7 protein-coding genes are annotated in these 4,447 nt (G+C 72.5%); 5 read left to right on the top strand and 2 right to left on the bottom strand.

Annotated elements, in window-relative coordinates:
- Positions 1-604 (top strand): PfkB family carbohydrate kinase (locus ABZ749_RS30070; protein ID WP_357233699.1); only part of this gene is annotated, 604 nt, incomplete at its 5' end.
- A gap of 53 nt (positions 605-657) precedes the next feature.
- On the opposite strand, the gene ABZ749_RS30075 is transcribed toward ABZ749_RS30070, so the two are convergent.
- The gene (locus tag ABZ749_RS30075) at positions 658-1,017 is read right to left on the bottom strand and encodes a DUF3099 domain-containing protein (protein WP_357233701.1); all 360 of its coding nucleotides are present in this window, start codon (positions 1,015-1,017) and stop codon (positions 658-660) included.
- Between the two features lie 104 nt (positions 1,018-1,121).
- On the opposite strand from ABZ749_RS30075, the gene ABZ749_RS30080 reads away from it, so the two are divergent.
- Entirely contained in the window at positions 1,122-1,406 is a 285-nt protein-coding gene (locus ABZ749_RS30080; RefSeq protein ID WP_030489374.1) for a hypothetical protein, read from the top strand.
- 17 nt (positions 1,407-1,423) lie between these two features.
- The gene (locus ABZ749_RS30085) at positions 1,424-1,735 is read left to right on the top strand and encodes a hypothetical protein (RefSeq protein ID WP_124858894.1); all 312 of its coding nucleotides are present in this window, start codon (positions 1,424-1,426) and stop codon (positions 1,733-1,735) included.
- Positions 1,736-1,763: 28 nt separating this feature from the next.
- On the opposite strand, the gene ABZ749_RS30090 is transcribed toward ABZ749_RS30085, so the two are convergent.
- A complete protein-coding gene (locus ABZ749_RS30090) occupies positions 1,764-2,354 on the bottom strand; it encodes an HhH-GPD-type base excision DNA repair protein (RefSeq protein WP_357233707.1) in 591 nt (196 codons plus the stop codon).
- A gap of 95 nt (positions 2,355-2,449) precedes the next feature.
- Between ABZ749_RS30090 and ABZ749_RS30095 the strand changes: the two genes are divergently transcribed.
- Both ABZ749_RS30095 and dtd read left to right on the top strand, forming a co-directional pair.
- A complete protein-coding gene (locus ABZ749_RS30095) occupies positions 2,450-3,934 on the top strand; it encodes a methyltransferase (protein ID WP_357233703.1) in 1,485 nt (494 codons plus the stop codon).
- Complete coding sequence (gene dtd, locus ABZ749_RS30100; protein WP_357233705.1) at positions 3,934-4,356, top strand: D-aminoacyl-tRNA deacylase; 423 nt, start codon at positions 3,934-3,936, stop codon at positions 4,354-4,356. The genes ABZ749_RS30095 and dtd overlap by 1 nt, the downstream gene beginning before the upstream one ends.
- Positions 4,357-4,447: the final 91 nt, after the last annotated feature.

Raw genomic sequence — 4,447 nt, forward strand, 5'->3', positions numbered from 1 at the left:
CCAGCTCGTCGCGCTGACGGGTGGTGTACCAGTCGACCGCGCCGTTCATCCAGTCGGCCTGCGTCGGCGGGTCGTACGGCAGCTCGTTCTGGTAGAGGATCGTGGTGCCGTCCTGTCCGCGTACACCCTGTTGGACGCGGAGTCGCGCGGCGCGGGGCTGCGGGCGTTGGCCTCCGCCCGCGAGCGCGGGCTCACCATCAGCGTCGACGCGGCCTCCGCGGCGCCGTTGCGGCGGGTCGGCGCGGCGGTGTTCCTGAGTTGGGTACGCGACATCGACCTGCTCCTGGTCAACGCGGACGAGGCCACGGTGCTGGCCGGCGGCCTGGACCCGGCGGCGCAGGGGCGGGCGCTGTCGGCGACGGCTCGACGGGTGGTGGTGAAGCGCGGTGCGGCCGGCGCGGTCTGGGTGGATCGCACCACGCCGGTCTGCGTGGCTCCGGCCAACCGGGTGGCGGTGGTGGACGTCACGGGTGCGGGGGACGCCTTCGCGGCCGGTCTGCTCACCGCGTGGCTCGCCGGTGCCAGTCCGAGCGCGGCACTGGGTCGCGCCACCGACCTGGGCGCGCTGGCCGTCTCCACCGCAGGGGCTCGGCCACAGGCGTAGCGGCCGGCGCACGGTCACCGCCCCGGCTGCTCGAACCCTGGCCCGTTCGCGGGTCAGGGTTCGGCGTCGATGACCTTGTGTGGGCGCTCCTCGGCGGTGAGGCTCATCGGCGGGGTGTCGTCCTGCTGACGGGGGTGGAACCGGTTGGCCAGCCGGTGCTCTTCCTTCGGCGGCCGGTCGTTGGCCAGCAGCACGGCCAGCCAGGGGATGAGCACCATGCCGAGGCCGCACAGTGGCAGCCAGAGCCAGAGCAGTGGGGCGTTCGCACCGACCAGGATCGCGCCGACGATGATGCACAGCACCCGGATGCCCATCATCACGACGTAGCGGCGCTGGCGACTGTTGAGCTGATCGTCCTGGCTGCGCGAGGCGTCGGTGATCAGAATCGGCTGGTACGCCTGACGCTTCACCATGGACCTCCTCGAGGGGGTTACGCCTCATCCTGTCACCGCAGGTCCGTGATCAGCGAACTTCTACTCATCCCGCCACGTGTTACGTGCGTGGTACGCTCCGCGATGTGGGCAGCAGGTTCAGCTTCACCGACGAGGCGTTGGCCAACCTGAGGGTCTACGACGTCACACCCGGGGAAGTCTGGGAGGCGCTGCACAGCGCCCGACGGGTCATCCGTCATCTGGGTGACGACGTGATGGTGGTCTACGCCGCCGCCCGTCGGGGCCGCAGGCTGGCGGTGCTGCTCGCCGAGGCCGATGGCACCGACAACGACTGGGACATTCTCTCCGCCCGCGAGTTGAGCGACGTCGAGTCCAAGCGCTACGACGAGGCCGTGCGGAGATCTCGGTAGATGAGGAGGCCGTGACGATGCACCGTAACGACGCGACCAAGCAGTTCCACGGCGGCGGCGAACGGATCGCCGAGCTGATCGACGAGAGCCCGGCGGCGGAGCTGCCCACCCCCGACAGCGACGTGCCGATGGTGAGCCGCTCGGTGCGGCTGCCACTGGACACCTACGAGCGGGTCCGCGCCGCCGCCGACGCCCGGGGCATCGGGGTCACCACGCTGATGCGCCAGTGGATCGAGGCCGGCCTGGCCGACCTGGACGACTCGGCGACCGTGTCGCTGGCCGACGTCCGGCGCGCGCTGGCCTCGCTGGCGCACCCCACCGCCGCCTGAGCACACCGCCCCTCACCAGGCCGGTTGGTCAGGCGCCGGCGGTCTTCGCCTTGGCCGCCGCCTTCATCTGCTGCTTGAACTCCCGCACCCGACGCAGCGAATCGGCGTCGGTGACGTCGGCGACCGACCGGTAGGCGCCCGGATCGCCGTAGTCCCCGGCCGCCTTCCGCCAGTCCTGCGGGGTCACCCCGAACCGCTTGCCGAGCAGGGCCACGAAGATCTGCGCCTTCTGCTTGCCGAAGCCGGGCAGCGCGGAGACCCGGCGCAGCAACTCCGGCCCGTCGGCGACCTCGGCCCAGAGCAGCGCAGCGTCACCGTCGTACCGCTCCACCAGCACCTGGCAGACCTCCCGCACCCGGGCCGCCATGGCCTTGGGAAACCGGTGCAGCGCAGGCGGCTGGGCGAAGAGCGCGACCAGGGCCTCCGGGTCGTACCCGGCCAGCTCCGCCGCGTCCAGCTCATGGCCGAGCCGCTGCGCCAGCACGTACGGCGAGGAGAACGCCTTCTCCATCGGCACCTGCTGGTCCAGGACCATGCCGAGGAGCAGGGCCAGTGGGCTGCGCTCCAGCAGCTGGTTCGCTTCGGGGTCGATGGGCAGCACGAGCGTCATGCCGACCATCCTGCCCGGCGCACCGGTCCGGGCGGACACCGACGCTCCGACACCTTCCGGCGGGTGACGCCGACCCGGGACTCGACGGGAGGCAGGATGTCGGGGTGGACGAACACGACATGCTGCTCTCCCCCGCCGGTGTCGACGCGCTGCGCAGCGCGCTGACCCGGACCGGTTTCACCGGCCACGGCATCGCCGAGCGGCTGGGCGCGCAGGCGACCGCGGCGGTCGCCCGCAACGACTACCGGGCCGCTCTGCGCGCCACCGAGGACGGCGACCCGCTCGGCACCCTGATCCGGGTGTTCATCTGCGATCAGACCGAGCCGGAGGAAGCGGTGGCCGCCGCGCTGACACCGCTGAGCCTGGCGGAGGCCCTCGCTGGCGGGCTGGTCGAGCGGTACGGGGACGGCCTGCGGGCCGGCGTCGACCTGGAGCCGTACGGCGAGGACTGGTGGGTGCTCGCCGACGTGCCGGCCAGCGCCCGCCCGGGTCGCCCGTTGCACGCCGAGCACGTCCTCGGGATCGGGGGGGCCACCCACACGCTGATCGGCGCGACCGTGCGCCGACCGGTCGGCACCGCGCTGGACCTGGGCACCGGCTCCGGCGTCCAGGCCCTGCACCTGGGCACGCACGCCGACTCGGTGACCGCCACCGACCTCTCCGAGCGGGCGCTGCGCTTCGCCGCGACCACCGCCGCCCTCAACGGTCAGGACTGGGAGCTGCTCCGCGGCGACCTGGTCGCCCCGGTGGCCGGTCGGCGGTTCGACCTGGTGGTGAGCAACCCACCGTTCGTGGTCGGCCCGGGCACCACCACGCACGTGTACCGCGACTCCGGCCGGGTCGGTGACGCGATCGGCGCGGAGCTGGCCGCCGCCGCCCCGGGCCTGCTCACCGACGGCGGCACCATGCAGTACCTGGCCAACTGGGTGCACGTCGCCGGCGAGGAGTGGGACGAGCGGGTGGCCGGCTGGTTCGCCGGGACCGGCCTGGACGCCTGGGTGATCCAACGCGAGGTCGCCGACCCGATGGCGTACGTCGACCTGTGGCTCACCGACGCCGCCGAGACCGCCGACCCGCAGCGGATGGCCGCCTGGCTGGACTGGTTCGACGCGCACAAGGTGGAGGGCATCGGCTTCGGCATCGTGTCGCTGCGTCGTGGCGGGCATGCCGACCCGGTGGTCCGGGTGGAGGATCTGCGCCAGCAGGTGCAGCCGCCGCTGGGCGATCAGGTCGCCGCCTGGTTCGACCGCCAGGACTTCCTCCGGGTACGCGACACCGAAGCGTTGCTCGCCGAGCGCTACCGGGCCGCCGAGGGCCTCCAACTGCGACAGGAGGCCACCATGGGCGACGAGGGCTGGGCGGTGGACCGACAGGTCCTCGCGATGCCGCACGGCCTGCGCTGGACCGAGGAGATCGACCCGCTGGTACTGGCGCTGGTCGGTGGCGCCGACGGCCGGCTGCCGCTGCGTGACCAGCTCGCCCTGCTCGCCGCCGCGCACGACGTCGAGCCCGACGAGATGGCCGAGGCCGCCGGCCCGATCGTGGCGCACCTGGTGGAGCGCGGCTTCATCGAGCCGGTGAACGCCTGATGCGGGCGGTGGTGCAGACCGTCGGGCGGGCCAGCGTGACGGTCGACGGCGAGGTGGTCGGTGCGATCGAGAACGGCCTGCTGGTGCTGCTCGGCGTGACCCACACCGACACCGCGGAGACGGCTCAGACGATGGCCCGCAAGGTGCACGAGGTACGCATCCTGGACGGGGAGCGGTCCGCCGCCGACACCGGCGCGCCGGTCCTGGTGGTCAGCCAGTTCACCCTCTACGGCGACGCCCGCAGGGGCCGCCGACCGAGCTGGTCCGCCGCCGCCCCCGCCGAGGTCGCCGAGCCACTGGTGACAGCGGTGGTCGACGCCCTACGCGAACGAGGAGCGAAGGTGGAGACCGGCCGCTTCCGCGCCCACATGGTGGTGGAAAGCACCAACATAGGCCCCCAAACCCTCCTCCTAGACCTCTAACCCCACCCACCCACCCCACCCCACCCCACCCCACCTCCGTTGATCATGAAGTTATTGCCCTTCGCCTCGGCGTGTCGTGGCAATAACTTCA

The organism is Micromonospora sp. NPDC047753, from assembly GCF_040642735.1.
In the GTDB taxonomy this organism is placed as follows: domain Bacteria; phylum Actinomycetota; class Actinomycetes; order Mycobacteriales; family Micromonosporaceae; genus Micromonospora.